The sequence below is a fragment of the Brevibacillus sp. BC25 genome (assembly GCF_000282075.1).
Taxonomy (GTDB): domain Bacteria; phylum Bacillota; class Bacilli; order Brevibacillales; family Brevibacillaceae; genus Brevibacillus.
In genome coordinates, this window is record NZ_AKIX01000117.1 from 72,129 (window position 1) to 98,669 (window position 26,541).

Annotated in this window: 28 protein-coding genes; 3 read left to right on the forward strand and 25 right to left on the reverse strand. The window is 48.8% G+C overall.

What is annotated here, in order from left to right; all coding sequences use genetic code 11:
- Positions 1 to 75 precede the first annotated feature (75 nt).
- The 7 genes from recG to PMI05_RS25885 all read right to left on the reverse strand — a co-directional run bounded on the left by recG (position 76) and on the right by PMI05_RS25885 (position 7,329).
- Positions 76 to 2,130: an ATP-dependent DNA helicase RecG gene (recG, locus tag PMI05_RS25855; protein WP_007728343.1), complete on the reverse strand. Its 2,055-nt coding sequence runs from the start codon at positions 2,128 to 2,130 to the stop codon at positions 76 to 78.
- Between the two features lies 1 nt (position 2,131).
- Complete coding sequence (gene sdaAA / locus PMI05_RS25860; RefSeq protein WP_007728344.1) at positions 2,132 to 3,016, reverse strand: L-serine ammonia-lyase, iron-sulfur-dependent, subunit alpha; 885 nt, start codon at positions 3,014 to 3,016, stop codon at positions 2,132 to 2,134.
- Between the two features lie 38 nt (positions 3,017 to 3,054).
- Positions 3,055 to 3,720: an L-serine ammonia-lyase, iron-sulfur-dependent subunit beta gene (sdaAB, locus tag PMI05_RS25865; RefSeq protein ID WP_039961391.1), complete on the reverse strand. Its 666-nt coding sequence runs from the start codon at positions 3,718 to 3,720 to the stop codon at positions 3,055 to 3,057.
- 139 nt (positions 3,721 to 3,859) lie between these two features.
- Positions 3,860 to 4,231: a hypothetical protein gene (locus PMI05_RS25870; RefSeq protein ID WP_007728346.1), complete on the reverse strand. Its 372-nt coding sequence runs from the start codon at positions 4,229 to 4,231 to the stop codon at positions 3,860 to 3,862.
- 107 nt (positions 4,232 to 4,338) lie between these two features.
- Positions 4,339 to 5,196, reverse strand: a complete 858-nt coding sequence (locus PMI05_RS25875; RefSeq protein ID WP_007728357.1) for a DegV family protein — start codon at positions 5,194 to 5,196, stop codon at positions 4,339 to 4,341.
- Between the two features lie 47 nt (positions 5,197 to 5,243).
- Positions 5,244 to 6,950: a DAK2 domain-containing protein gene (locus tag PMI05_RS25880; RefSeq protein WP_007728359.1), complete on the reverse strand. Its 1,707-nt coding sequence runs from the start codon at positions 6,948 to 6,950 to the stop codon at positions 5,244 to 5,246.
- Between the two features lie 13 nt (positions 6,951 to 6,963).
- Positions 6,964 to 7,329 (reverse strand): Asp23/Gls24 family envelope stress response protein, encoded by a 366-nt coding sequence (locus PMI05_RS25885; protein ID WP_007728362.1) that lies wholly within the window; start codon positions 7,327 to 7,329, stop codon positions 6,964 to 6,966.
- A 315-nt stretch (positions 7,330 to 7,644) separates the two neighbouring features.
- Here PMI05_RS25885 and rpmB point away from each other — a divergent pair, with 315 nt between their 5' ends.
- Entirely contained in the window at positions 7,645 to 7,833 is a 189-nt protein-coding gene (gene rpmB / locus PMI05_RS25890; protein ID WP_005831020.1) for a 50S ribosomal protein L28, read from the forward strand.
- A gap of 98 nt (positions 7,834 to 7,931) precedes the next feature.
- On the opposite strand, the gene spoVM is transcribed toward rpmB, so the two are convergent.
- From spoVM to PMI05_RS25920, 6 genes are all read right to left on the reverse strand, one after another.
- A complete protein-coding gene (gene spoVM / locus PMI05_RS25895) occupies positions 7,932 to 8,015 on the reverse strand; it encodes a stage V sporulation protein SpoVM (protein WP_005831022.1) in 84 nt (27 codons plus the stop codon).
- Positions 8,016 to 8,038: 23 nt separating this feature from the next.
- Positions 8,039 to 8,212, reverse strand: coding sequence for a hypothetical protein (locus PMI05_RS31195; protein WP_007728365.1), 174 nt, complete (start codon positions 8,210 to 8,212; stop codon positions 8,039 to 8,041).
- 188 nt (positions 8,213 to 8,400) lie between these two features.
- Positions 8,401 to 8,961 (reverse strand): energy-coupled thiamine transporter ThiT, encoded by a 561-nt coding sequence (gene thiT, locus PMI05_RS25905; RefSeq protein WP_007728366.1) that lies wholly within the window; start codon positions 8,959 to 8,961, stop codon positions 8,401 to 8,403.
- 128 nt (positions 8,962 to 9,089) lie between these two features.
- A complete protein-coding gene (locus tag PMI05_RS25910) occupies positions 9,090 to 9,812 on the reverse strand; it encodes an amino acid ABC transporter ATP-binding protein (RefSeq protein WP_007728367.1) in 723 nt (240 codons plus the stop codon).
- The gene (locus tag PMI05_RS25915) at positions 9,805 to 10,464 is read right to left on the reverse strand and encodes an amino acid ABC transporter permease (protein WP_007728368.1); all 660 of its coding nucleotides are present in this window, start codon (positions 10,462 to 10,464) and stop codon (positions 9,805 to 9,807) included. The genes PMI05_RS25910 and PMI05_RS25915 overlap by 8 nt, the downstream gene beginning before the upstream one ends.
- Positions 10,465 to 10,517: 53 nt before the next feature.
- Complete coding sequence (locus PMI05_RS25920) at positions 10,518 to 11,324, reverse strand: transporter substrate-binding domain-containing protein (protein ID WP_007728369.1); 807 nt, start codon at positions 11,322 to 11,324, stop codon at positions 10,518 to 10,520.
- Positions 11,325 to 11,567: 243 nt separating this feature from the next.
- Here PMI05_RS25920 and PMI05_RS25925 point away from each other — a divergent pair, with 243 nt between their 5' ends.
- Both PMI05_RS25925 and PMI05_RS25930 read left to right on the forward strand, forming a co-directional pair.
- Positions 11,568 to 12,701, forward strand: coding sequence for a M20 family metallopeptidase (locus tag PMI05_RS25925; protein ID WP_007728370.1), 1,134 nt, complete (start codon positions 11,568 to 11,570; stop codon positions 12,699 to 12,701).
- Between the two features lie 128 nt (positions 12,702 to 12,829).
- Positions 12,830 to 13,252 carry an RDD family protein gene (locus PMI05_RS25930; protein ID WP_007728371.1) on the forward strand — a complete coding sequence of 141 codons (423 nt, stop codon included), beginning with the start codon at positions 12,830 to 12,832 and terminating at the stop codon, positions 13,250 to 13,252.
- A 93-nt stretch (positions 13,253 to 13,345) separates the two neighbouring features.
- Here PMI05_RS25930 and PMI05_RS25935 read toward each other — a convergent pair whose 3' ends face one another.
- From PMI05_RS25935 to rpoZ, 12 genes are all read right to left on the reverse strand, one after another.
- The gene (locus PMI05_RS25935; RefSeq protein WP_007728372.1) at positions 13,346 to 13,810 is read right to left on the reverse strand and encodes a protease complex subunit PrcB family protein; all 465 of its coding nucleotides are present in this window, start codon (positions 13,808 to 13,810) and stop codon (positions 13,346 to 13,348) included.
- A gap of 388 nt (positions 13,811 to 14,198) precedes the next feature.
- Positions 14,199 to 14,846, reverse strand: coding sequence for a ribulose-phosphate 3-epimerase (gene rpe, locus PMI05_RS25940; protein WP_007728373.1), 648 nt, complete (start codon positions 14,844 to 14,846; stop codon positions 14,199 to 14,201).
- Positions 14,840 to 15,730, reverse strand: a complete 891-nt coding sequence (rsgA, locus tag PMI05_RS25945; RefSeq protein ID WP_007728374.1) for a ribosome small subunit-dependent GTPase A — start codon at positions 15,728 to 15,730, stop codon at positions 14,840 to 14,842. Before rsgA ends, rpe begins: the two co-directional genes overlap by 7 nt.
- A gap of 18 nt (positions 15,731 to 15,748) precedes the next feature.
- The gene (pknB, locus tag PMI05_RS25950) at positions 15,749 to 17,734 is read right to left on the reverse strand and encodes a Stk1 family PASTA domain-containing Ser/Thr kinase (RefSeq protein WP_007728375.1); all 1,986 of its coding nucleotides are present in this window, start codon (positions 17,732 to 17,734) and stop codon (positions 15,749 to 15,751) included.
- 5 nt (positions 17,735 to 17,739) lie between these two features.
- Positions 17,740 to 18,495, reverse strand: a complete 756-nt coding sequence (locus tag PMI05_RS25955; RefSeq protein WP_039961395.1) for a Stp1/IreP family PP2C-type Ser/Thr phosphatase — start codon at positions 18,493 to 18,495, stop codon at positions 17,740 to 17,742.
- 4 nt (positions 18,496 to 18,499) lie between these two features.
- On the reverse strand, positions 18,500 to 19,570 hold the full coding sequence (gene rlmN, locus PMI05_RS25960) for a 23S rRNA (adenine(2503)-C(2))-methyltransferase RlmN (protein ID WP_007728377.1): 1,071 nt from the start codon (positions 19,568 to 19,570) through the stop codon (positions 18,500 to 18,502).
- Positions 19,571 to 19,781: 211 nt separating this feature from the next.
- The gene (gene rsmB, locus PMI05_RS25965) at positions 19,782 to 21,128 is read right to left on the reverse strand and encodes a 16S rRNA (cytosine(967)-C(5))-methyltransferase RsmB (RefSeq protein ID WP_007728379.1); all 1,347 of its coding nucleotides are present in this window, start codon (positions 21,126 to 21,128) and stop codon (positions 19,782 to 19,784) included.
- Positions 21,129 to 21,131: 3 nt separating this feature from the next.
- The gene (gene fmt / locus PMI05_RS25970) at positions 21,132 to 22,082 is read right to left on the reverse strand and encodes a methionyl-tRNA formyltransferase (protein WP_007728381.1); all 951 of its coding nucleotides are present in this window, start codon (positions 22,080 to 22,082) and stop codon (positions 21,132 to 21,134) included.
- 4 nt (positions 22,083 to 22,086) lie between these two features.
- Positions 22,087 to 22,563 (reverse strand): peptide deformylase, encoded by a 477-nt coding sequence (gene def, locus PMI05_RS25975; RefSeq protein ID WP_007728382.1) that lies wholly within the window; start codon positions 22,561 to 22,563, stop codon positions 22,087 to 22,089.
- Between the two features lie 16 nt (positions 22,564 to 22,579).
- Entirely contained in the window at positions 22,580 to 25,015 is a 2,436-nt protein-coding gene (priA, locus tag PMI05_RS25980; RefSeq protein ID WP_007728384.1) for a primosomal protein N', read from the reverse strand.
- Positions 25,012 to 26,259, reverse strand: a complete 1,248-nt coding sequence (gene coaBC / locus PMI05_RS25985) for a bifunctional phosphopantothenoylcysteine decarboxylase/phosphopantothenate--cysteine ligase CoaBC (protein WP_007728386.1) — start codon at positions 26,257 to 26,259, stop codon at positions 25,012 to 25,014. Before coaBC ends, priA begins: the two co-directional genes overlap by 4 nt.
- Positions 26,260 to 26,333: 74 nt before the next feature.
- Positions 26,334 to 26,540: a DNA-directed RNA polymerase subunit omega gene (gene rpoZ, locus PMI05_RS25990; RefSeq protein ID WP_007728388.1), complete on the reverse strand. Its 207-nt coding sequence runs from the start codon at positions 26,538 to 26,540 to the stop codon at positions 26,334 to 26,336.
- Position 26,541: the final 1 nt, after the last annotated feature.

A 26,541-nucleotide genomic window follows, 5' to 3' on the forward strand; every position in this document is an offset into this window, starting at 1 on the left:
AGCCTGCTTAAAGTTTCACCCCACAAAAGAAAAAGCCTCCCACATGATTAAAGTGGGAAGGCCTTCCTACCTTTCTTAATCGAAGACGACACCGTCCAGCACGCCCTCATTCTTCAAATAGTCACGCAGCCAGTGATACTTTTCGTCGCGCCAGAAAGAGTCCTCTGCTACCAGCTTGACAGTCTCCTGTCTCGCTACCTCCAACGCCTTGTAATCACTTAATAAATCAGCGACTTTAAACTCCGGCAAGCCGCTCTGCTTTGTCCCGAAAAAATCACCCGGTCCGCGCAATTCTAAATCGCGCTGCGACAGCTCAAAACCATCAGTCGTCTCGCACATGACACGCATCCGCTCTTTTCCGATCTCGGATTTCGGATCGGCGATCAGCACACAATACGACTGTTCAGAGCCACGTCCTACCCGCCCGCGCAATTGGTGAAGCTGAGCAAGACCAAACCGCTCCGCATCATAAATCACCATATAGGTGGCATTCGGCACATTCACACCGACCTCTACGACGGTTGTACTGACCAGGACAGCGTGCTCTGCCGCAAGAAAGGCTTGCATGACTGCATCCTTTTCCTTCGCTGGCAGTCGCCCATGCATCAATCCTACGCCGAATTCAGGGAAGATGTGTGTGAGCTGAGCATGTACATCAATCGCATTTTGTACATCGAGCTTTTCGGACTCCTCAATGAGCGGGCAAATAACGTACGCCTGTCGTCCTTTGCGCAGCTCATCCCGCATTTGCTCCAACACAGCCGGAAACTGATCATGCTTTTTCCATGTCGTCTCAATCGGTTTGCGCCCCGCAGGCATTTGATCAATCGTCGAGACGTCCATGTCGCCAAATGCCGTAATTGCCAGTGTTCTCGGAATTGGCGTTGCAGTCATAAACAAGACATCAGGTGACAAGCCTTTATTCCGTAAAATTCGCCGCTGCTCCACACCGAATCGGTGCTGCTCGTCCGTAATCACGAGACCAAGGCGGGAGAAAAAGACATCCTCTTGGATGAGCGCATGGGTGCCGACCACGACATCGATTAACCCCATTTGCAGAGAGCCGATGACTTCGCGTCTACGTTTCGCCGTCAGCGAGCCAGATAAGAGCGCCACCTGAATGCCGTAATTGGACAAGAGCTTCGTCAACGACTGCACATGCTGCTCGGCGAGAATCTCCGTCGGTACCATCAGCGCTCCCTGATAACCTGCTTTCACCGCAGCAATCAGCGCGATGGCAGCTACGACGGTTTTCCCCGAGCCTACGTCCCCTTGCAGCAGCCGATTCATCGAATGAGAGGCCCGCATGTCGTCCAATATTTCTTTTACCACTCGTTTCTGTGCATCTGTCAGCGGGAACGGTAACCCTTTGACAAATTCCCGTACCTCTTCCATCGGGATCGCCAAAGCAACGCCTTCCGTTTGCTGCCGATTAATCTTGCGCAGTGTTTGCATTTTCAACTGGAATAAGAAAAGCTCCTCAAACATAATCCGTCGCCGCGCTTGACGACCATCTTCCGCATTTTCCGGAAAATGAATCGAATGAAAGGCATTTATCCGCGGCATCAGTCGGTAGCGCTCCACGATATCTGCCGGAAGGATCTCAGGAATCTCCTTGCCGTACTGACGCAACGCCAGTTGAATGGTTTTGCGCAGCAGGGTATGCGTCACATCGCCGCCAAGTGGATAGACAGGGGCGAGCTCACCTCGTTTTGTCGCACGTTCGGAGTCTACTTCTGTCATTTCGCTCACAGTGATTTGTAGCTTGTGCTTGTCCCATTTTCCTGTGACGAGGATTTCCTTGCCGGGCGAGAGCCTGCTTTTGACAAACGTCTGATTGAACCAGACAGCCGTCACCACGACACGATCCATGACAACCTTGACGGACAGTCGTGATTTTCTTTTTCCATAAAAACGAACAGAGGGTTCGCCGTACACCGTACCTGCCAGCGTGACCCTCTCTCCGTCTTTTACTTCTGTCAAATCGCGCACACGGTAATCTTCATAGCGAGACGGGAAATACTCCAGCAAATCACCAATGCTGTTGATTCCCAGTCCTGCAAATGCCTTCGCCCGCTCTTCCCCTACCCCGTGCAAAAGGGAGACGGGCGAATGATATGCACCAGCCATCTTACTTCTCCATCCGTACGCCGAACACTTTGGCTTCGATCATGCGGCCCGTTTGCGTGGCAGCAAGACCACCTTGTGCGGTTTCCTTCAGCGTAGTCGGCATGGCGCAGCCGATTCGGTACATGGCCTCGATGACTTCATCTGTCGGGATTACGCTCTTGATGCCCGCCATTGCCATATCTGCGGCTACCGTCGCAATCGCTGCTCCCATCGCATTTCGTTTGACACATGGTACTTCAACTAGTCCGGCTACGGGGTCACAGACCAGACCGAGCATATTTTTCAACGCGATCGCCACTGCTTGGGCAGATTCCTCAGGCGTACCGCCAGCCATTTCTACAATCGCCGCAGCAGCCATAGCCGTTGCAGAGCCCACCTCTGCCTGGCAACCACCTGCAGCACCCGAAATGAATGCATTATTGGCAATGCAATACCCGATAGCGCCTGCTGTGAACAAATAATTGACCATTTCCTCGCGGGTCGGTTGCAGCTTGTCAGATACGGCAAACAACGTCCCTGGTACAATACCACAAGCTCCTGCTGTAGGCGTTGCGACAATCGTACCCATTGCTGCGTTTACTTCGTTAACCGCCACAGACATCGAGACGGCATTCAAAAGTGTGGGACCAGACAAAAACGTCTTGGTCTCCATATATGTTTGCAGCTTCTTCGCATCGCCGCCCGTCAACCCGCTATGCGAGCGAATATCTTCAGTAAGCCCGCGACGTACTGCTTTTTCCATCACATCGAGGTTGGCGTACATATCTTGCATAATGGCATCCCGACTACGCTGGGAAACTTCCATTTCTGCTTCAATCATCACCTCGGAGATCTTCTTCCCCTGGGATTCGGCCAGCTCTACTAGTTCAGCCACATTACGAAACATCTGGTTGTTCACTCCTCTAATCCTGCTCGTCCTTTTGCTTAGTTCAATGCGAGCAGGGATACGTCAAAGATATGGGGGATTTGACGAATTTCCTCCAAGACTTCCGGCGAGATCGTCGAATCCGTTTCGATTGCCATCAAAGCACGCGAACCGCGTGTGTGTCGAGACACTTCCATGAGCCCCACATTAATGTTGTGCTGGGTCAGCACCTTTGCCACAGCCGCAATCATCCCAAAGCGATCCTCATGCAAGACCAAGAGCGTCGGTGTATCGAAGCCCAACTGAAAGGAAAACCCGTTCACTTCCAACACTTCGATCTTCCCGCCACCAATGGAAACACCAACGATTTCAATCTGTTGCTCATCATCAGACAGCTTGATCCGCGCCGTGTTCGGGTGCTCTGTCAAAACCTCAGAAGTGGTCAACTCCACTTCCATGCCAGCTTTTTCTGCAATCACCAACGAATTTTTCAGACGCAAATCCGACGTGTCAAAGTCGAGAATTCCTGCAACAGTCGCCACATCAGAACCATGTCCTTGATACGTTTTTGCAAATGAGCCGTAAAAAACAATTTCTGCTCGCAAAGGCATTCTGCCAAACAGCTTGCGAGCCACACGACCGATACGGGCTGCACCAGCCGTATGGGAGCTAGATGGCCCAACCATAATTGGACCGATAATATCAAATACGCTTTTGTACTTCAACCGGTTCTCCTCCTGAATCACAAGGGGTTCAACAAGATTCACTTTCATTGTATCCTACAGCCTTTGAAAGCGCTACAGAGGAAACTGTACGTAAAGCAATCATAACCGATTTATGCTGACAACATGCGGTCAAATCAGGCTAAATGAAAATACTCCCTCTGAAAAGAAGGGGGGCGTCAAGGATTTCAATCTCGCCTCTAAAGGGGAGTCTTTCATGAATCTGAGATATAAGATTAAATCTTAGTTGCGAAGCCTGCCAATCGAACCAAACATATAACAGCATTCCATGATCACTATTTGATTTTAAAATTTGCTGTTGTCTATTCTCTATTACTTTATGGAAAAAGTTCATGAAATCAGAAACTGTGAACTGACTAGCTAACTGCATACTTAAAGAAATAGACCACATATTAGCAGAAATTTCTTTGTTCAAATCATCTTTATGAGCGCCAATAAATAGAGAGTCATACACAATATCCTCCAGCTCAGTAAGGAATTCATCTTTATTCACCAAACCCCCCCTTATTTTTCATGACTTTTAAATAGTTTTAAAGAACCTCTGTATAAAAAAGAAGCCCCCTACCTCAGGGAAGCTCCTCTCCATATACCATATGTGCCTTACCTATCTTTTACCATGACGAACCCAAGAAGCCCCGGACCTGTATGCGTACCGATCACGGGACCAATCTGTTCCAACCAAGAGTCCGTTACCGAAAACTCTTGCTTGAGTCGCTCCAAGAGCTCAGCCGCTTGATCTGGAACACTGCTGTGTAGCACAGCGATTTTCACAGGCTCCCCTTGCGCGTATTCCTGCAATGCTTCAAATACGCGATTTAGAGCTTTCTTCGTCCCTCTTACCTTGTCAAAAGCAGACACGTACCCAGCGGTATCCAGTGTCAAAATCGGCTTGATATTCAAGAGCGAACCGATAACGGCAGATGCTTTGCCGATCCGACCGCCTTTTTGCAGGAACTCCAGTGTATCCACAATAAAGTATACCTGCACCTCATCCAAATAACGATCAATCTGATCCAGAATCTGCTCCTTGTTCTTGCCTGCTTGTGCGGCTTTCGCAGCCTCCACGCAGATCATTCCATGAACAAACGAAGCTTTACGGGAATCGATCACCGTAATGTCGATATTTTCATCCAGCATCGACTTGGCGATCATCGCTGATTGATACGTACCCGATAAGGAACCTGATAAGAGTATGGCAATGATTTGCACGTCCTTACCATATTTCTCATAGATCGCTTTGTACGCTTCGGCAAATTCGAGCGGAGACGGCTGCGAGGTCGTCGGCATCACGCTCGATTGCTTCAGCTTATCGAAAAACTCCGAAGACGAGATAGTGACTGCGTCCACATACGTTTCCGCCCCAAACATGATTTTCAACGGGACGGCCACGATCCCCAATGACTGCCTCTCAGACGCATCGATATCAGACGCGCTGTCGGTAAGAATCACAATTGGCATTCTCGATCGCTCCTCTCCCTATTCGTTCGTATTCAAAAAGTTGGCTTTTACTCGACAGAAAAAATGAATGGATACAATGGTTGACCGCCTGCCTGGATCTCAACTTCCACATCCGGGTATGCATCAGACAAAGCTTTTTCTAAAGCATGAGCCTGATCTTCTGTGGCATCTTCTCCCAAGAATATCGTCACGATTTCGGAGTCTTCATCCACCATTCCCAAGAGCAGCGTCGTTGCGCAAGCTAGCAAGTCGGGACCTGCAGTGACGATTTCTTTCTCAGCCATGCCGATAAAATCGCCTTCATTGATTTCTACCTCACCCATTTGCGTGTCGCGAACCGCGTGCGTCACCATACCTGTTTTCACCTGAGCAATCGCCTTAGTCAACGCTTGCACGTTCGTTTCCGGTTCAACATCTGCACGGAAGCTGACCAGTGCTGCCAATCCCTGCGGAATGCTCTTCGTCGGTACGACAGATACAGGAACTTCAGCGAGCTCGGATGCTTGCTGTGCTGCCATGATGATATTGCTATTGTTTGGCAGGATGATGATGTGCTGGGCATTCAGTCCTTCGATGGCCTTCATGAAGTCCTCTGTGCTCGGATTCATCGTTTGGCCGCCCTCTACTACCACATGCACACCCATGCTGCGCAGAATCGTAGCGATTCCCCCACCAGCAGCTACCGCGATCAATCCGTATGGAAGCAGCTCTGTAGCAGGTTGAGCAGCTGTTTCTGGCTTCGCCTGTCCTTTGCTCTCTTCCGCTTTTAAAATGTTCGCATGCTGCTCGCGCATGTTTTCTATCTTCAGTCGATGCAGACTACCGAATTGCTGAGCGTATTGCAATACGCTTCCCGGATGCTCTGCATGAATATGCACCTTGACGACTTCTTCATCAGAGACGACTAGTAATGAATCGCCCATCGTATCCAGATGGTTGCGGAACAGCGCTTCTGAGAACGTCTTTTTGTTCGGCTCGGTGCTATGCGCGACATGAACCATAAACTCCGTACAATACCCGTACGTGATGTCTTCTGTTTTCATGTGGATTTGTGCATTATGCTGCTCAGAAATGAGCTTGTCCAGCTCTTCTTGACCGATTTTAGGTACCGAACGCTCACGATCGGCGGATAGCTCTTCCCCGCGCAATGCTCGCAAAAACCCTTCATAAATAAACAAGAGACCTTGTCCACCTGAGTCGACTACGCCCACTTCTTTTAGAACAGGCAGCATTTCCGGCGTACGCAACAGCGTAGCTTGCGCCTGCTCGTATGTTTTTTCCATGACAGAGATAATATCATCTGACGTGCGCGCTGCACGCACAGCCATCTCCGCCGCTTCACGGGCAACAGTCAAAATCGTGCCTTCTACTGGCTTCATCACTGCCTGATACGCAGAGTCAACACCAGCTTTCAAGGCATCGGCAAACTGACGGGCATTAACCTCATCTTTTCCATTGACTGATTTGCTGAAGCCGCGGAATAACTGGGACAAAATCACGCCGGAGTTACCGCGCGCGCCCATTAACAGACCTTTTGCCAAAGCAGCTGCCGATTCAGTGATTCGGGGGGATTCTTTTCGAGTCAGCTCTTCCACACCGGAAGAGAAAGTCAAATTCATGTTTGTCCCCGTATCGCCATCCGGCACAGGAAAGACGTTTAATCCATCCACTACTCTGACGTTGTCGGATAAAAGGTTCGCCCCCAGGTAAACCATCCGGCTAAACAGCACGCCATCTAGACGCGTATGTACCAACTGATGTTCCTCCTTACATATCCCTGTCTGTACGAACTCCCTGCACAAAAATATTAACAGCAGTCACATCAATGCCTACCGTTTGTTCCAAGGTATATCGAACACGGCGTTGAACGTTGCCTGCCACCTCGGAAATTTTCACGCCATAGCTGACGATAATGTGCATGTCCAATACTACTTCGCCATTTGTGTTATGAACGACGACACCTTTGCTCAGGTTGTCTCTTCCTAACAGTTCAGCGATTCCATCTTTCAACGCTTTGCGAGAAGCCATGCCCACAAGTCCAAAAACTTCCATGGCCGCGCCTCCAGCGATCCGTGCGATCACATCTTCTGTAACATCGATCTTTCCTAGCGATGTATTCATTTCCACTGTCATGCAAGGACTCCTCCTCTGTTAAACAGCTTGACCGTCATAGGTAAGCGTAACCATGCTTCCTTACAATTCTACACTAACACAAAAGAGAAATGAAGCGTTTTGTCGATCCTATCAACCCTATAAAAAAACAGTATCGAGGTCTAGCATGGGGGGGCGACCGCGTTTTATTTCATAAATTCCTATACGTAGAGAAAGTAGGGGTAAATCATGTTGTCAAGTATTGCAATTGACAGCAATGTTGTGCTAATATAGTCGAGTATTTGTATTTCCCACAAAGGAAATCCCGTTTATATGTAACAAGGGAGGTGGATTGTAATGGCACGTCGTTGCTTTGTAACAGGTAAATCTGCTAAAGCTGGAAACGCTCGCTCCCACTCCATGCGCGCAACTCGCCGCACTTGGGGTGTCAACGTACAAAAAGTGCGCATTCTCGTAAATGGAAAACCGAAGCGCGTTTATGTAAGTACTCGAGCACTGAAATCCGGTCTCGTAACTCGCGTATAGTTGATCTCAGCTATGCGAAAAAAAGCACCCTCGAGGTGCTTTTTTGCATTTCTCCCGTTTCTCCACTCTTCTCCCAAAGGAGAATCGGGGCCGAAGCTTCACTTTTTCTTGTTGAACGCCTCGATGATGCCCCGAATCATGCCACCCAGGAACTTCGGCAACTTGATGGTGTAAAACCGCATGCTACCCCTCCTCACCGAAATTACTACACACGATACAAATACACGCCGGCCCCTATGAGTGCTAATGCCAATAGGCTATACCAAACCCACGGAGGTGCCCAATACAAGAAAATGGTGATTCCCCCGACAGCCAACGCAACCCCGAGAACACGTCGCAAGGCGCCCCCCTGTCGCAGGCGATAGGAGCGCAATCCCATTTCGTGCCGCACCTCCTTTAGGTGTTCTCAAAAACGTGCATATTACATCATATTCTGCTGTCGGATAAACATGTATCCTGCCACATGAAAAAAGTATATGCCTAAGAAGTAAAAAATCAGGCAACGGAACTCGCTGCCTGATTACATTATGTGGATAGTTTGTACTTGATACCTATTTTTCCTGTTTCTTATGCGACTCGATCGCGTGCGGGGAACAGGAGCTGCGATGCGCTGCTAAGCACAACTGTCAAGACGACTCCTGCGATTATCATTTCTGGCAGCAAATACGTGATGTTATAAATGAGGGAATATTGCCAGACGGGTACACCTTCTGGCGCGTAGCTGCCAAACCAAATAATACCCGATAGAAAATGGCAGACAAATCGTCCAATCACGCCGATGAACAAGCCGCTCCACAGTACCATGATTCGTTGCTTCGTTCCTTCGTAGCCAGACAGGCGAACAAGCCCAGCGAGACCCAGCGCACCAAAAGCGAGCGGGTAATCCAGCAACAGCTGAACTGGATGGACAACTGTACTGCCCAAGAGCAATTGAAGAAATCCGACAACAAGTCCTGTAATGACACCAGCAGCGAGTCCACGGCGAACAGCGATCAACGCGATTGGCACCATCACCAGGGATACAGAGCCGCCCTGTGGCATATCGAAAACCTTGATCTGACTAAACACAATTGCAAGAGCCGCCATCATCGCCATTTCCAACAAAATGACCAACCGTTGACGATCCAAAATAGTCACTCCTCAAAATAGAATAAACAAAAAATTTTTTACACTGATAATGTTTCTGATTCTAGCCCAAGTCTATGCTCGTGTCAAAGAAAAAAGCCGCTGCCTCATCGGCACTGCGGCTAGTTGTATTACCGAACCTTCTCCAAAAACTGCTGGGCACGTTCACTTCTTGGCTTTTGGAAAAACTCTTCTGGTGGCGTGTCTTCCAAGAGACGACCATCATCGAGGAACAAAATACGGTCTGACACCTCTTCAGCAAAGCGCATTTCATGCGTGACGATTGCCATGGTCATTCCGCTATCAGCCAACCCCTTCATAACCTCCAAAACCTCCTTGACCATCTCTGGGTCGAGGGCAGAGGTCGGCTCGTCAAACAGCATGATTTGTGGCTCCATCACCAGCGAACGGGCAATGGCTACACGCTGCTTCTGACCCCCTGACAAGCGTGATGGAAAGACATCCGCTTTGTCTGCCAACCCTACGCGCGCCAATAGCTCTTTCGCCTTTTGTTCTGCTTCTGCCGCAGACATGCCTTTTACTTTCATTGGGGCATAGGTCAAGTTTTTCAATACCGTCATATGCGGAAACAGGTGAAAATGCTGGAAAACCATCCCGATTTGCTGACGAATGCCCATCACGTCAGCTTTTGGAGCTGTGATTTCCTGTCCGTTGATCGTAATTGTACCCGTCGTTGGTGTCTCCATCAGGTTGATGCAACGCAATAGCGTTGACTTCCCCGATCCAGATGGACCGATGATGGCGACAACCTCCCCTTTTCCAATGTTCGTCGTGATGCCCTTCAATACATTCAGTTGTCCAAATGACTTCGTAATGTTATCGATCTTAATCACTGAGTCTCATCCTCCGTTCCAGTACGCGAGCTACCCAAGTCAGGATCATAACCATGACATAGTACAGGGTACCGGCGATCATGTATGGCTCAAAATAGCGGAAGATGGTGCCTTTAACCACATTCGCGTTCTGCATGATGTCTGCAAGACCAATCGTAGAAACGAGTGCAGATTCCTTCAAGAGCGCAATTGTTTCATTGACAAGTGCAGGCAAGATATTTTTGACAGCCTGCGGCAAAATAATGTCGAGCATCATCCGGTGATATGGTACACCAAGCGCCTTGGCCGCTTCCCACTGCCCTTTATCCACCGCCAAAATTCCACCGCGAATCGTCTCAGAAATGTATGCACCTGAGTTTAGTGTAAACGTCAGTACAGCTGCTTCCAGTTGCGAAATGTTGTAGCCAGTAAGCTGTGGCGTTGCAAAATAAACAAAGGTCAGCTGCAAAATCAAAGGTGTCCCGCGGAATACAGACGTATAGGCAACCGCGATCCAGTTTAGCAATTTCACATTCGAAATTTTAATGAGTGCGAGGATGGAGCCCCAGAAAAATCCTAATACAACCGAAATCAAAGTAACAAGTAGCGTGCCCTTTATCCCTTCCAATATGAAAGGAATATAGGGCACGATTTGTGCAAAATCCAAATTCATGCCCATTCTCCCCTCTTGCTGCTTATACCGTTATTCTTCGTTGCCTGGAGAGATTATTGACCGAACCATTTTTGAATCAGCTTGTCCATTTCTCCGTTTTCTTGCATCTTTTTAATAACTTCATTAAATTTCTCTACGTGTGGCGATCCTTGTGGAAACGCAACAGCAGAGCCATTCTGTTCGTTTTCTTCCAGAGTGGTGAATTGAAGAGTGTCATTGTTTTCCACGAAGCCTTTCGCTACCGTGTCCTCGATAATAGCAGCATCTACACGACCCGCTTTTACTTCTTCGACAATCTCAGGTAGCTTGTTCAGCGAAGTGATCTGCAAGCCGGAAACAGTCTTTGCAATCTCCTTTGCTGCCCCTTCCTGAATAGAACCGAGCTGTACCGCCACTTTTTTGCCAGCCAATTGCTCAGGCTTGGTCAGATTGCTGTCTTTCTTTGCTACGATCGTATTTTTCGCATCGTAATAGATGGTAGAGAAATCAGCGTTCTTCTCGCGCTCAGGTGTTGCTGTCATGCCAGCCATAACGAAGTCCGCGCGATTCGTTTGCAGTGCCGGAATAAGTCCGTCAAAGTTCATGTCATTGATTTGCAGTTCATAGCCGAGCTCTTTAGCAATATATTTCGCGATATCAATGTCAAAGCCGACAATCTCATCTTTTCCGCTGCTCAGGTCGTGATATTCATATGGCTTATAGTCAGCAGAAGTAGCCATGACCAATGTTTTCTTATCGCCAGTAGAAGGTGCAGGTGCTTGTCCTGTTGCGGTTTGATTGCCTGTACCGCATCCAGCGATCACGACTGCCGCAAGCATAGAAGTAAGTGCCAGAGAAATAAATGATTTTGTTTTCTTCATGATGAACCCCCGTTGTTCTGATTTTTACGCATAAAGCAGTCTATTCGTAGCATTAATTTGCATGAAAACTTATATTTATGCATCACAATGATTATTTTACTCATAATCTGAACAATTTCAATCATTTTTTACTTACATTTTAAACGCGCAATATACAGAATTTTATGCACAAATCTTTATTTTTGTGGCAGAAAAGCAAACAAGGCTTTATAGTGCTAGTAAAAGGAATTACAGGAGGCTGACATGGAAAAAAACTGGACGACCTATTTTCGGCAGCAGCTCCCAGAAATTATTGAGGAACTGCGTACATATGTAGAGATGGAAACACCTACCCATAACAAGCAAGCTGTCGATCGATTAGGCAGCCTGATTGCCGAACGCTTTCGCCAATTGGGGTGTCGGGTAGAGAGCTTGCCACAAGAACAATATGGAAATCAGCTGCGAATGGAGTATGGAGATGGCGACGAGCAAATCCTCATTCTCGGTCACTTCGATACCGTAAAAGAGATTGGAACATTAGCCGTTGAGCCTTGTCGCGAGGAAAATGGCCGACTCTATGGGCCTGGTACATACGACATGAAAGCAGGGATCGTTTTTAGCTATTTCGCCCTGCGCGCCATGATGGAACATAATCTTTCGCCCAAAAATAAGCTCGTCTTTTTTTGGAACACCGACGAAGAGATTGGCAGTGTTTCCTCCGAAATGCTCATTAGAGAGGAAGCAAAAAGAAGTAAATATGCATTGGTACTGGAGCCTGCCGCAGGAGATGGCTCTTTGAAAACAAGCCGCAAAGGTGGCGGAGACTTCATTTTAAAAGTAACAGGTCGCGCTGCACATGCAGGCAATGATCACGCTAAGGGGATCAATGCGATCGCTGAGCTGGCTCACCACGTCCTCGATATTCAATCGTTTACGAATTATGAGGCAGGCACTACCTTGTCTGTCGGTACCATTACAGGCGGAAGTGCATCGAACGTCGTACCTGACTTTGCCATGACAGAAATCGATGTGCGTATCCAAAGCCGCGAGGAAAGCGAGCGTATTACCCAATTGATGAGTCAGTTGACTCCTGTCCATCCCGAAGCCAAGCTGTCCCTAGAAGGCGGGATCACCAAGCCCCCCATGGAACGAACGGCGGGTACCGAGCAACTGTTCTTGCATGCGCAGGAACAAGCGCGTCTGGAAGGATTTGAATTGACTGAGCAAGGTGTCGGTGGAACAAGCGACGGAAACTTCGCCGCTGATGCAGGAACACCAACGCTTGACGGTTTGGGACCTGTAGGTGATGGAGCCCACGCTTCCCACGAGCATATCGTCATTGACGCCATTCCTGGCAGGATTGCCGTAATGCTTCGGATGTTTTTAACCTTGTCATAATAAATTTACAGGTGTATAATTTTATGGAAAATTAAGGCTCCGTCTATTTAACGACGGAGCCTTATCTGCACTATTTTCGAATGGGCAGTCATATATATTCCTATTCGAATAACAAGGAGAGGTAAAACATGGAATCAATCACCACATCGCCAAGCAATCCCGTAGGATTTTGGCGCCGGCTGGGTGCCGGTCTGCTAGATGCAATCATTATCGGACTACCGCTACTACTGATCACCTATATCATTACAGGCAATACAGAAGACAATCTTGTTACCAATATCATCTCCTCACTGTACAGCCTCCTCGTGCCTGTATTTTGGCATGGCTATACAGTGGGCAAACGAATTGCCGTTATTCGCATCGCCCGAATCGATGGAGAGCCTGTAGGAATCGGAACCATGCTGTTACGCAACTTAGTTGGAGGAATCGTGTATGTCATTACACTCGGTCTTGGTATAATCGTCAGCGCCATCATGGTTGGTGTTCGTCAGGATAAACGCTCGATCCATGATTTGATCGCCGGTACGTATGTAACATCGAATCAGCCTTAATTTACCACTCATCCGAAATAAAATAGCTGCTCTGCACGAAAAAAGGCCGGATATAATCATCCGGCCTTTTTATATTTCTATCCATCAAGCAGTTTATCGGAACAACACCTTATCTGTATTCGCATCCATAAACACCATAGTTGTGTACGGCGGTAGGCTTGCACGCACAATGATATAAGGTGTGTGCACCGCTGGCATTGTAATCTCTTCTGGAGCAGGATTTGTCAGCTCTACATAGACCGTGAGCATTTCCCATCCTTGCTGAGTTCCAACAACCTTCAAATTGTAGCCAGAGGTAGGCATTTCACCACGGGAGACCACATACAGGTCGCCTTGGCGATGTACACCCTTCTTCGATTTTACTTTTCCTACGAAAGCTCGTTCAACCGCTGTCAATGAACCTTCTTTTTCGATAGACAATTTTTTCGTTTGCACGTCTACTTGAGAAATCGAGATCGGCTCCGAATGTTTTTGTTCAGCGTGCACGGCAGTTTGTGAAAATGGCAGAATGGAGAGAATGGTGAGAACCGCTACACTGTTTTTCCATAACGATTTCATACATGATCAACTCCTGATTTTTTTTAGAGGGCGAGAAACATTTCTTGATACTGGCCAGTATCTCTCAGATAGGAAATTTTTACCACTATCTGGATAATTTGATTTAATCATTATATTTATTAAAAAGCAATATTTTCCAAAATGTTTTATTTTTGTTAATTAACCTTTACCATATACGACCAACAAACCTTGTAATAGTAGGAAAAATTCGATTTTATTCTATTTGTAGTATGAACTATAATTATACTTTTATTTTTATTATTAATTGATTTATCATATAATTAGTTACAATATTCAGATGATTACAAACGACATAAACAGGAGAAAGCACAAAAAAGCTGACGCCGATTGCATATCGTCGTCAGCTTACAGCTACGTGTTATTCTTACTATCCACGAATCGCAGCGATCGCTTGACCGCGATCTGCCTGATTGAATACCGCGCTGCCTGCAACGAGGACAGTCGCTCCTGCTTCCTCGCACAAACGTGCTGTTTGTGCATTGACACCGCCATCGATTTCGATTTCCACATGACCCAAGCCACGCTCGTTCAGCATTTGACGCAACTGGGCAACCTTTGGCACAACGCTGTGAATGAATTTTTGTCCACCAAAACCAGGGTTCACTGTCATGAGGAGAACCATATCCAAATCAGCAAGGACTGGCTCAATTGTGGAAATCGGTGTAGCCGGGTTCAATACCACTCCTGCTTTCACGCCTTGCTCCTTGATCAAGTGCAGCGTGCGATGCAAATGACGGCATGCTTCCTGATGAACAGTAATCCAGTCTGCCCCACTTTTCGAGAATTGCGGAATGTAGCGATCTGGCTCCTCAATCATCAAGTGTACATCGAGAGGCAGCTTGGTCACCGGGCGAATCGCCTCCACAATCAGAGGGCCGATCGTAATGTTTGGAACGAAGTGTCCATCCATCACATCCACGTGAATCCAATCTGCTCCTCCCTTCTCGACATCGAGAATTTCTTCACCCAGACGGGCAAAATCAGCAGATAGGATAGAAGGTGCGATTTTTACCATGGTTTGTTCCTCCGTTGGTATTCTTTTAGCTCTTCGCGGAATTGTTTGTAGTGTTCGTAGCGCTGTTCATTGATCTCACCAGCTTCCAGTGCGGCCTGTACGGCACAAGCTGGCTCGCTTACGTGAAGACAGCCGCGGAACTTGCATTCCGAACTGCGATCGGCAAAGTCCCGGAAGGATTCCGCCAGATCAAGCTCGGAGAAATCGATAAATTCGAGTGAACTGAAGCCCGGTGTGTCTGCCACATAGCCGCCGCCCGCAAGCGGAATCAGTTCGACGTGACGCGTTGTATGCTTTCCTCGTCCGAGCTTTTGGCTGACATCTCCTGTCTGCAGGCTGACACCTGGAAACAGCATGTTGATCAGGGAGGATTTGCCTACACCTGACTGACCTGCAAAAACCGAAATACGGTCCCTCAAAATCTCACGCACTTCCTCCACACCGCGTTCATCCGCTGTTGAAGTCGGAATCACGCGGTACCCGATCGCTTCATATTTCTCCACGATTTCGGTTACCTCTTCTTCCGACACTTGATCGGCTTTGGATAGCACAATCACGGAATCAATCCCTGCACGCTCCGTGTGCGTCAGGAACTTGTCCAACAGTAACGGACTGAACATCGGCTTGTACATCGAAAAGACGAGTACCGCCTGATCCACATTGGAAACGGGCGGACGAACCAACTCATTCGTCCGTTCGCCCACCGCCATGATATAGCCTTCTTCCTCATTGATTGCATCGTAGACGACCCAATCCCCAACCAGTGGATTTACTTTTGCATCTTTTTTCTTGAAGAGCCCTCGTGCACGGCAACTGTAGATTCGCCCTCCGTCGGCTACATAATAGAAACCGCTGAGCGCTTTCACAATCCGTCCTTCTGGCATTCATGTCCCTCCACTACACTATGGCAAGCTGTTATACGAAACTGGAATCGTCTGGTATTCATTGAAGCCTTGATCAGTCGATCGTTTCACAAAGACCTTGACTACCGAGTCCTTCTGAGGCGCTAAGACGATTGGTACATCGTACTCTTTATTTTCGGTGATCGTTTCTGTGTGGAGAACTTTTGCCTCTCCACGAGCATCTGTCACTTCAATTTTCACTTCCAGTGTTTCACCAGGCACAACCTCTACATAAACCGGAACGTTTGCCAGCTTGGCGTCCTGCGGATATTGGCCATTGCTGACCTCAAGAGGAACCGCTACATCCTTTTGCACATCCATTCCCGGATCGTAAGGGTGAGTACTGAGAACAATACCTGGTTTGTCCGTCTTATAAGTAGGCACTTCGGTGATTTTCCCAACAGTCAGTCCTCTCTTGTACAATTCTACTTGTGCAGCTTCTACCGATAAATTCCGCACATCCGGCATTTTCACGAAGGCTTTTCCTTTACTAATCGTGACCGTCACATTTGTTTTGGTCGGGAACACCTTTTCATTTGCGGCTGGAGACTGCTTGATAACCGTTCCTACCTCGGCCTTGTCGTCCTCTTCCTCTACGAAAGTGACATTCTCCAGTTTAAATCCATTGCTTTTCAATGCTTCCTCTGCGGTTGCGCGAGGCAGCGTAACCAGATTTGGCATATTGATCTCTTGTTGTCCTTTACTTACATACAAGGTCACAACGGAATTTTCCTTTAACCGCATGGGAGGTGCAGGGTCTTGGCGTATCACCATTCCCTTTTCTATCGTATCATTGGCTTCTTCCACGATACGGGCAACAAGTTTGGCATCCTGAATCTTCTTCTCGGCGAGCGTTACTTCTATTCCTTCCACATGAGGTACCTGTGCCTCCGGAACGGAAGGAAACAGATTCAACAGTAAGTTAAATCCGAAGAATGCCAGTACGAAAAACAGTCCAATACCGCCTACCCATAATAGGGCTTTGACCCACCATTGTTTCTTGGCTGGTTTGGCGTCCTCTTCTTCCGTACGCTGCTCATAGCGACCACGCCCCGCTCCCCCGGTTTTGCCATTGGCATGACCTTCGAGCATGTCAGGTGTGATGATCGGCACCACACGCGTCATCTCTTCATCCACCGGGAACGTCAGCTTTTCTTCGTTTAATCGCTCTGGAAACAGGCAGGTCTCCAAATCTTCTAGCATTTCGCTCGCGGATGCGTATCTGAGAAACGGATCCTTTACCAGCGCCTTCAAAATGACATTTTCCACACTCTGCGGGATAGCCGGATTGACTTGGCGCGGCTCTGGAAGCGGCTCCTGCAAATGCTTGAGCGCCACTGATATAGGCGAATCACCGGAAAACGGCAGTTCACCCGTCACCATTTCGTACAAGACGATCCCCAGCGAGTAAATGTCGGATTTTTCCCCGGTAATCCCACCGCGCGCCTGCTCTGGTGAAAAATAATGGACAGAGCCAAGCATCGCATTCGTATGCGTAATCGTTGCTGATGTAACGGCTCGCGCAATCCCGAAGTCCGTAACCTTCACCCGACCATTTTTTCCAATCATAATGTTATGCGGCTTGATATCTCGATGAATGATCTGGTTTTGATGCGCATGATCGAGTGCATCGCAAATTTGCTCGGCGATCCGCACTGCCTCTTCTACCGGCAACGCACCACGTTGAATGATGACTTCTTTCAACGTGTAGCCTTCTATGTACTCCATCACCATGTAATGGGTATCGCCTTCTTGACCGACATCATACACCCCAACCACATTGGGGTGAGATAAGCTCGCCACCGCCTGCGCTTCACGTCGGAAACGATTGACGAAATCTTCGTCCGTACCAAACTGTGAACGCAGCACTTTGACTGCCACTGGACGATTCAAAATTAAATCTCTGGCCTTGTATACAATGGCCATACCGCCCCCACCGACGCGGGATTCTATTTGGTATCGTCCTCCCAGTCGTTGACCTTCCATCTCTCTCACCCCTCTTCCTGACCGGCATCAAGCGTATTTCGTACGGCAACCAGCGTTATGTTATCTTCCCCACCGGCATCCAGTGCTTCCTGCACCAAACCGTCCACCTTCGCTTGTAACGATATCTGTTTCTGCAAACCTTCTTCTAAAGAAGGATGACTGACCTTGTTGCTCAGTCCATCTGAGCAAATCAAGACGACATCACCCTCTGACCATTCAAACTGCCCAAGATCAATGAGCACATCCGGTTCAGTCCCGAGCGAACGCATAATGACGTTGCGGTGAGGGTGGACAGACGCCTCCTCGGCTGTAATCTGTCCACTTTTCACCAACTCATTGACAAGGGAATGGTCTTCTGTTTTCATGACCAGTCCGTCTTGGTTGTAAAAATACAGACGGCTGTCGCCAATATGCGCGGTAATCACAGTGGATTGATCGAACAAGGCAGCAACCACAGTTGTGCCCATGCCACTGCACTCCGGATGTTCAACCGCATATTCATAGACTTCTTTATTCGCCAGCAGGATAGCGTTCATCAATTGCTCACGCACATCCTCTGCTTCGAGGTCCCCATCTAGGTGACGCAGTTCTTTTACTATTCGCTCAACAGCAAGGCGACTGGCGATATCACCAGCCTGATGGCCACCCATACCATCTGCTACAATGGCGAGCACGCGTCCGTTTAAATCGGTCACACAGGCATAATAGTCCTCGTTAACCTGACGAACGCGGCCAACATGGGATTTCATCGCGATTTCCATGGCATCACCCCACGGTTTCTTTAGCGTGTTGTGCCCTCAATTGTCCGCAAGCAGCAGCAATGTCACTGCCTTGCTCGCGTCTGATGGTCACATTGATTCCTTTTTCCTCTAAAATGCGTTTGAACTGAAAAATCTCGTTGCGAGGCGTACGCACATAATCACGCTCTGGTACGTAGTTCACTGGGATCAGATTCACATGGCAAAGCATGTCGCCAATGAGTTCGGCCAGTTCCTCTGCATGCTCAGGCTGATCGTTTTTCCCACCGAAAAGACCGTACTCAAAACTGATACGGCGCCCTGTCTTGTTAATGTAATGGTGGCATGCTTCCATCAGCTTATCGAGCGGGAAGCCGCGGTTGATCGGCATCAACTGGCTTCTCAGCTCCGTGTTTGGAGCGTGCAGGGAAATCGCCAGGTTCACTTGTCCGCCTCGTTCAGTAAACTCGTAAATCTTCGGCACAATTCCACTGGTGGAAACCGTTATGTGACGAGCACCGATATTCAGTCCACGGTTATCGTTGATTACGGACAAGAACGCCATCAAGCTCTCGAAGTTCTCGAAAGGCTCCCCGATCCCCATGACGACAACGTGACTTACACGCTCACCTTCCGCATCCAATCTGCGTTGTGCCGTCAATACTTGAGAGACGATTTCACCTGCATCCAGGTTACGCTTTAGTCCACCTAATGTAGAGGCACAAAACGTACATCCGATACGGCAGCCCACCTGTGTCGTAACACAAATGCTGTTTCCGTAGTTATGACGCATAATCACCGTCTCAATCGCATGTCCATCGACAAGCTGGAACAAAAACTTGATCGTCCCATCCTGCGACTCCTGATGCGTAATTTCCTTGAGTGGCTCCATGCGGAATGTATCAGCCAGCTTTTCGCGCAGGTCCTTGGACAAATTACTCATCTCGTCAAAAGTAGTGACGCGCTTTACATATAGCCAGTCAAAAATTTGTTGCGCACGAAATGCTTTGTCGCCAGCACTAACCAGCCATTCCTTCATTTCATCTTGTGTCAAACTGTAAATAAGCGGCTTTGCGCTTGTAAATGTCGTTAACGGCATTCTATCTCCACATCCTCAAAATCATTGCTTGCCTAAATCCATTCTATCATTGTACCTCGTGGGGCGTCTCGCTTCAAACGGTTTTGACATCCAGATTCATAAATGCGTCACTTTTCCTAGTGTAAACCAATACGCGCGCTCGCAAACAAAGGCAAAGGAGTGGCATTTTCCACCTGTTGGTGCGCCACCCCTTGTTTGTATGTCCGTTTCCTTATCCTCTTCGTTTCAATCGCGCGATAAAGAATCCATCACTCTCGAAATGGTGAGGCAAAATTTGTACGCAGGCTCCGGTTTCATCGACATGCCCTCTGACAGCCTCAGGCAGGTCTTGTGCCAGTGTATCATCTAATACGAAATCAGGGTGTTCTTCGACAAAGCGGCGAACAATCTCCTGGTTTTCTGCTGGCTCGATCGTACATGTGCTGTAAACCATCACGCCACCCTGAGCAAGCATCGACGCCAATGTCTTAAGCAGTTCGTACTGAAGCTGAGCAATCGCACGGACATCTTCAGGTGTTTTGTTCCATTTCAGATCAGGCTTGCGACGAATCACGCCAAATCCGGTGCATGGCGCATCCAGCAGGATTCGATCGAAAGTTCCCAACGCTTGTTCAGGTAGGTCCAGCGCATCACTAACGATTGGCTCGATGATCGTAATCCCGAGTCTTTTCGCTGCACTCGCAATCAGATCGCGTTTGTGCGCATGCACGTCACTCGCAATGATTTGCCCGCGGTTTCCCATCATTTCTGCTATGTGCGTTGTTTTTCCACCAGGTGCCGCACAAGCATCCAGTACACGCATGCCTGGTTCGGCAGCAAGAGCTGGTGCTACGAGCATAGAGCTCTCATCCTGGATCGTGAAGTAGCCTTCCTTGAACAAGCGAGAGCCTGCTGCATGTCCGCCTTCCATCAGAATAGCATGAGGACTGACAGTCGATGCTTGTCCTTCCAGCCCTTCTTCCGCCAGCTTGTCCAGCAATTGATCCTTCGTCGTTTTCGATGCATTGACCCGGACAGAGCTATGCGGGGTTCTGTTGTTGGCTTCGCAAATCGCAATCGTCGTCTCTTCGCCATATACGGCGAGCCACTGACGCACAAGCCATTCTGGATGAGAATAGGCTACGGCGATTTGCAAGGCACGGCCACCTTTTGGCTGACGCTCCCACACATCCGGCTGGCGCAACACATTGCGCAAGACACCGTTGACCATCGAAGCAATCCCTTGGTGACCGCGTTTCTTGGCGATTTCAACCGCCTGGTGTACGGCAGCACGCTCAGGAATACGATCCAAAAAGTGAATTTGATACAAGCTGAGACGCAGCAAATTACGAACCCAAGTCTGGACCTTTTTATTCCCGACAAAATGGGACAGGACATGATCCAACGTCAACTTGCGCTGAATGGTACCGTACACAAGCTCTGTTACCAGCCCTGCATCTACTGCACTGAGATTTTCCCGATCCAAGACATTGCGCAGCTCAAGATTGCTGTAGGACTTATGTTCTTCTACCCTGTTCAAAACATCGAGGGCGATATCGCGAGCTCCCTTTTTTGCCACGGACTATTCTCCTACCTTTGTGCCGATTTCAATGCTGCTGCCCGCTCCACGCAAAAAGTCGAGTGCACTCATACGTTTTTTGCCTTCTGGCTGCAATTCGGTTATTTTCACTGCACCACTACCGCAAGAGACAACGATACCGTCTTCCTCACAGGCGATGATCGTTCCCGGCTCTTTACCTTCGCCCGACGTAGGCATTTTTTCTACCCACCACAACTTCCAAATCTTTCCTTCGCATGTAGTAAATGCGACCGGCCATGGATTCAAGCCGCGGACTTGGTTGTAAATCTGTTCCGCTGAACGGCTCCAGTCAATTTTTTCGTCTGTACGCTTGATATTCGGGGCAAAAGTCGCTGCCGAATGATCCTGTTGCTCTGCTACGAGCTCACCAGCAAACAGACGCGGGACGGTAGCCATCAACAGCTCAGAGCCTGCCGCAGCCAATTTGTCATGTAAGGTCCCTACGGTATCGCGCTCCTCAATCGGCACGACTACCTTGGACAGCATATCCCCTGCATCGAGAGCTTCCACCATGTACATGATGGTTACGCCTGTTTCCGCTTCTCCCTCGACAATCGATTTATGAATCGGGGCACCCCCGCGATATTTCGGCAAAAGAGAGGCGTGCACATTGATGCAGCCATATTTCGGTGCATCGAGCAGTTTTTTAGGTAAAATCTGCCCATACGCTGCGGTAATGATTAGATCAGGCTCGAGCGCCAACACTTCTTCAAGCGCTTCCTCTGCCTTGATTTTTTCTGGTTGCAATACCAAAAGTCCATGACGCAAAGCCGCCTCCTTCACGGGGGGCGGCGTCAATACTTGCTTGCGTCCAACGGGACGATCGGGTTGTGTTACGACTCCAATCACGTTGTAGCCTGCTTCGAGTACAGCCGTAAGACTCGATACAGCAAAGTCAGGCGTACCCATAAACAGGATGCGAGCATCTTTCAAATGGTTATTCCCCTTCCTGGTTCGGGTTTACTTTGTACACCTTGTCAGCTACATCGATAAAGAGGACACCATTCAAATGATCGATCTCATGTTGAGCGCAACGGGACAACAGGTCGTCTGCCTCGAGCTCAACTACATTCCCGTTACGATCATGACCGCGCAGCTTGATCCACTTGTGGCGACGAACGTCTCCTTGCAGACCAGGAATGCTCAGGCAGCCTTCTGGATAATCGTATTGCTCCCCTTCATGCTCAACGATTTCCGGATTGATCATTTCAATCAGTCCATCACCGCAATCCATCACGATGACACGCTTGGAGATGCCTACTTGTGGAGCAGCCAAGCCTACACCGTCTGCATCGTACATCGTATCTGCCATATCATCAAGCAGCTTGTGCAAGTTGGAATTAAATTTGGTTACGACCATTGCCTTTTCACGCAAAATCGGATCTGGATGTTTTACAATTGTGCGAATCGCCATGTGTTTCATATCCTCCCTAAAGCAGTACGTAAGGGTCGACGTCAATCGTCATCAATACTTTCTGCTGTTTGTTCCATTCTTCAAACGCAGCCGTCGCCTGAGCGAGCAAGGCTGACAGTTGCGGTTCATCACGATATTTTAGCATGATCTGAAAACGAAATCTATCCTTCACCCTTGCAATGGGCGAAGCGACTGGGCCCAAGAGGATCGTTGTCTGCGCCAAACGCTGCCGCAAATAGTCAGCCATTGTATGCGCACCGCGGATAACAACAGGTACATCCTCGTGGCTAAACGTAATTAATACGAGACGGAAATACGGTGGGTAGCCTGTTCGTCTACGATGCATCATTTCATCCTGATAAAATGCGGGATAATCATGCTTGGTCGCGTGAATAATGCTGTAGTGCTCTGGCGTATACGTCTGAATCACGACATCGCCGTCCAACTCATGCCGTCCTGCGCGTCCACCTACCTGTGTCAGGAGCTGAAATGTCTTTTCCGCAGCACGGAAGTCAGGCAGATGCAAAGACGTATCCGCTGCAATGATGCCCGCCAGCGTCACTCGTGGAAAATCGAGCCCCTTGGCAATCATCTGCGTACCGAGCAAAACGTCGCCTTGACCTGAACGGAATTTGTTTAACAGCTCTTCGTGAGAGCCTTTTCGCGAGGTTGTATCCACGTCCATTCGGATGACCCGGATACCTGGGAAAAGTTTTGCCAGCTCTGCTTCCACCTTTTGCGTTCCCGTACCAAAAAAACGTATATGCTCACTCTGACACTCCGGACAATGCTTAGGCTGTGCGATAGTGTATCCACAGTAATGGCAGCGCGCCGTATGATTCGTTTTATGATAAGTAAGCGAGATGTCGCAATGAATGCAGCGCATCGTATAGCCGCAGGATCGGCACATGACAAAGGTAGAGAAGCCTCTTCGGTTAAGGAAAATGACCATCTGCTCTTCTTTTGCCAATCGATCTGCAATCATCTCATGTAGTTTCCTGCTGAACATCGAACGATTCTGGGCCTGAAGCTCCTCGCGCATATCCACAACATGTACCTCTGGCATCGGGCGATTCCCGACACGCTCTGGCATGCGCAACAGCTCGTATCGGCCTCGTGTAGCCAGTGCATACGTCTCCAAGGCAGGAGTTGCGCTTCCCATGACGAGTACACCCTGATTCTCTTTCGCTCGCCACAGGGCTACTTCCCGTGCATGGTAGCGCGGGGTTTCTTCTTGCTTATACGAGCTCTCATGCTCTTCATCGATCACAATCAAACCAACATTCCGAAACGGAGCAAAGATGGCAGATCGTGCACCTACCACCACTTTGACCTGATTGCGAATGATCTTGCGCCACTCGTCATAGCGCTCTCCTTGTGACAACGCACTGTGCAAAACAGCGACGTCTGCACCAAAACGGGCCTTGAAGCGCTCCACCATTTGCGGAGTCAGTGAAATTTCCGGAACGAGAAAGATCGCCTCCCGCCCTTTTTCCAACGTGCGTTCGATCGCTTCGAGATACACTTCTGTCTTACCGCTTCCAGTAACGCCGTGCAGCAAGTAAGAAGCATAGGTTCCCGATTCAATCGATTGCAAGATAGGCGTTAGTACCGCTTCCTGTACCGGGGTAAAGACCGGTTTTTGCTTTTCCTGGAAACGTCGATTGGCGTACGGGTCCCGGTAAACCTCCACTTGCTCGATCGCGATCCAGCCTTTTGATTCCAGGCTTTTCAGCGGAGAACGCGTTATTCCGTATTCATCCCGCAGCATTTGTACAGATAATGACTGCTCCTTGTGCATGAGCATCAGTTGAAGGACACGGCGCATCTGCTCTGCCCGTGCAGGCAACGAACTAATCGCTTCTTCCAGCTTACCCTCATCCAATAAGCTCCGGACAAATGATTGCTGCTTACGGGTAATTTTGTCCCTTACTTGATATTCAGTAGCAAGCAGACCACTCTGTATCCAACCCGGAACGAGCAAATACTCCTCCGCAAATTGTTTCTCCACTTCTGTCAGCGGTAGTTGCCGTTTGCGAAACAATTCCCACAGAAGGCCCGATCTCCCGCATACTTCTTCGTCTAATGCGTCTGTCGCCGTCAGCCACTTCTCCGACTTCCCTTTGAGCACAGCCGGAAGCATCGCCTGTACAGCCGTTACCCATGGACACAAGTATTGCTTAGACATCCATTCGCTCATCTTTAGCAGCTCTAGCGTAAGAGGAGGAGTGTCGTCTTGTACCTGCACGACGTCTTTTAGTCGCGAACGATCTGGTATGGCTTCGTCATCCTCTACGATCCCGATGACATATCCTTGCAGTTGACGGGGACCAAATGGGACAACCACACGGCTGCCAATACGAATCAGTGGACGCAACCAAGGCGGAACATGGTAATCAAAAGGTCGATTCGTCCGATTGACCGGAACGTCCACGATAATTTGGGCAATCATGACAAGTTTCGGAGCGGTCTATGCTCTTGCACTGCAAGGACAGCATCAAACAGCTTATCTGCCACAGCCCGCTTGCTCAATTTATCCAATGCCAGTTGCTCTCCGCCACGAGTTAGCAAGGTCACGATATTCGTATCGCTCCCCATACCAGCTCCCTCGAGCAATACGTTATTGGCTACGATCATATCGAGGTTTTTTCGCTCCAGCTTGGACTGGGCATGCTGTAACACATTTTGAGTCTCTGCTGCAAAGCCTACAACGAATTGCTTCGTTTTCCGCTCACCAATGGTCTTTAAAATATCGGGTGCTTTCTCTAGCGCAAGGTCGAGTGGACCATCACCCTTTTTCATCTTATGTTCAGCTACATGCTTCGGGCGATAATCGGACACTGCTGCTGATTTGACGACGATGTCACAGTCTGGCAACTGCTCCATCACGGCATCAAACATTTCTTGTACCGATTCCACCGCGATGAATTCCACTCCATCAGGACGTGCCAAGGCAGTCGGTCCACTGATCAGTGTGACCTTCGCCCCTCTGTCTCGTGCCGCTTCCGCGATAGCGTAGCCCATTTTTCCTGAAGCATGATTAGTTATGTAACGAACTGGATCAATTTTTTCACGAGTCGGTCCCGCTGTGATCAGTACGTGCTTGTCCAGCAAATCTTTTTCTCGGATCGTTTGTCTGGTCTCATCGGAAGCAAACCATTGACGAACAGCTTCGACGATTTCCTCTGGCTCCGCCAAACGTCCTTTGCCAATCCAGCCACATGCCAAGAGCCCCACACCTGGCTCAACAAACCGATAACCATAAGCCGTAAGCTTATCCATATTTGCGATAACCGCAGGGTGATTGTACATATTGACGTTCATGGCAGGCGCGACCATGACAGGCGCTTTCGTAGCCAGTACAGTCGTCGTCAGCATATCATCCGCTATGCCATTCGCCATTTTGCCAATCACGTTGGCTGTTGCTGGCGCGATCAAAACGAGATCAGCTCGATCAGCCAGTTCAATATGGCTAATCACATGTGGATCAGGCTCAGTAAACGTATCTGTATAAACAGGCAGGTGAGACAAGGCTTGAAACGTCAAAGGCTGAATAAACTGTAAGGCGCTCTCTGTCAAAATGACATGCACCAATGCACCTGCCTGTGTCAGCTTGCTGGTTAGTGCAGCAGCCTTGTAAGCAGCAATGCCGCCAGATACTCCAAGAACAATACGTTTTCCTGCAATCGAATGCATCTGCCCTCTCTCCTTTCTCCCTATCCGAAATCCGAAAAAAACAACCTCGTGAGGTTGTTTTTAAAGGTGACTGCTTATTTGCGACCGTCCAAAAACTCGTGAACGAGCTCGTCGGAGATGAACTCTTCCAGTGCCAAACCTACAAACTTTTTGGATTTGGGTCTCACCACTTGAACTTCACTGTTTTCGCGAAGCTGACGCGCACGCTTGGATGCTACTGTCACCAGGATATACTTGCTCTCCGCTTTTTCAGTCAACTCATCAATAGATGGATACAACATA